At 27.9% G+C, this 1,094-nt stretch carries 1 protein-coding gene; it reads left to right on the top strand.

Translation table 11 applies throughout. The features are described from left to right. Positions 1 to 152: 152 nt before the first annotated feature. Positions 153 to 1,094: cache domain-containing protein (locus L8V88_RS07920; protein WP_263727461.1), on the top strand; the 942-nt coding region annotated here is incomplete at its 3' end.

The following is a 1,094-nucleotide window of genomic DNA, read 5'->3' as shown; positions in this document are numbered from 1 at the left end:
ATCTGCGGTAAGTTTTGATTGCTTTTTTACTTTCAAATAAGTTTTTGTTAAATAATAATTTTTTTGCATTTAAATAAAATATTTTTTTATTAAAAATAATATAAGATAATTTTTCCCTTAAATTATGTAATCTATAAAAAAGGATGATTTAGATGGGAAAAATTTCAAAAAGTTTAACAGGGAAATTAACTTTTTTTGTGTTTTTAGCAATTATAGCTATTTTATTTATAGCAAATGCATTTAATTATGCTGAAGTAAAACATGATGTGCAAAAACTTATTAATGATATACAAGTTAAAACCATGCAAGATGTTTTAAAGAATTTTGATGATTATACTGCTTCAAGAAGTGATGCAATAAAAGCTGTTGCATCTGAAATTCAAAAAAATCCTAATGCAAGTTTAGAAGAAATTTATACTATGGTTAAAATCGCAAAAGAATCAAGTCGTTTTGATGTTTTATATGTTGGTCTTGCTAACAATGGTGCGATGATTAGATCAAATGGAAATCATCAAATGCCTTCTGATGGCTATGATCCAAGAACTAGAACTTGGTATACAAGCGTTGCTTCTGGAGAAGATAAAGTGGTGATATCAAAACCTTATATCGCCCCTAGTTTAAAAGCCCCTTCTTTATCTTTTTCATATCCTATAGTTGTAAATGGAAAATTTATAGGTGCAGTTGGTGGAAATTATGATTTAAATACTTTTTCAGATAATGTTTTATCAATGGGAAGATCTCAAAGTGGCTATACTGTAGTTTTGGATGATGAAGGAACTATACTTTTTAATGAAAATTCTAAAGCACTATTAACAAAAGATAATTTAAGTGAAAGTATAGTAAAAGCTTACCTTGCAACTCCTGAAGGTAAAGAAGGAAAACTATCTAGCAAACCTATGCTAATTAATGATGGTAATGCACCTCGTAAAGCAGTAATTTGTCAAGAGTCTTCAACAGGATATAATGTCTGTGTAATAGCGGATGAAAAAATTTATAAAGATCCTGTAAATAATGCCTTGATAAAACAGATTATCATAGGAACCATAAGCTTAATAATAGCTCTTGTGATTATAAGATTTATGATTAATTACAAC

This window comes from Campylobacter sp. IFREMER_LSEM_CL2101 (assembly GCF_025771825.1).
In the GTDB taxonomy this organism is placed as follows: Bacteria; Campylobacterota; Campylobacteria; order Campylobacterales; family Campylobacteraceae; genus Campylobacter_D; species Campylobacter_D lari_C.
This window is presented reverse-complemented; position numbering and strand designations above follow the sequence as displayed.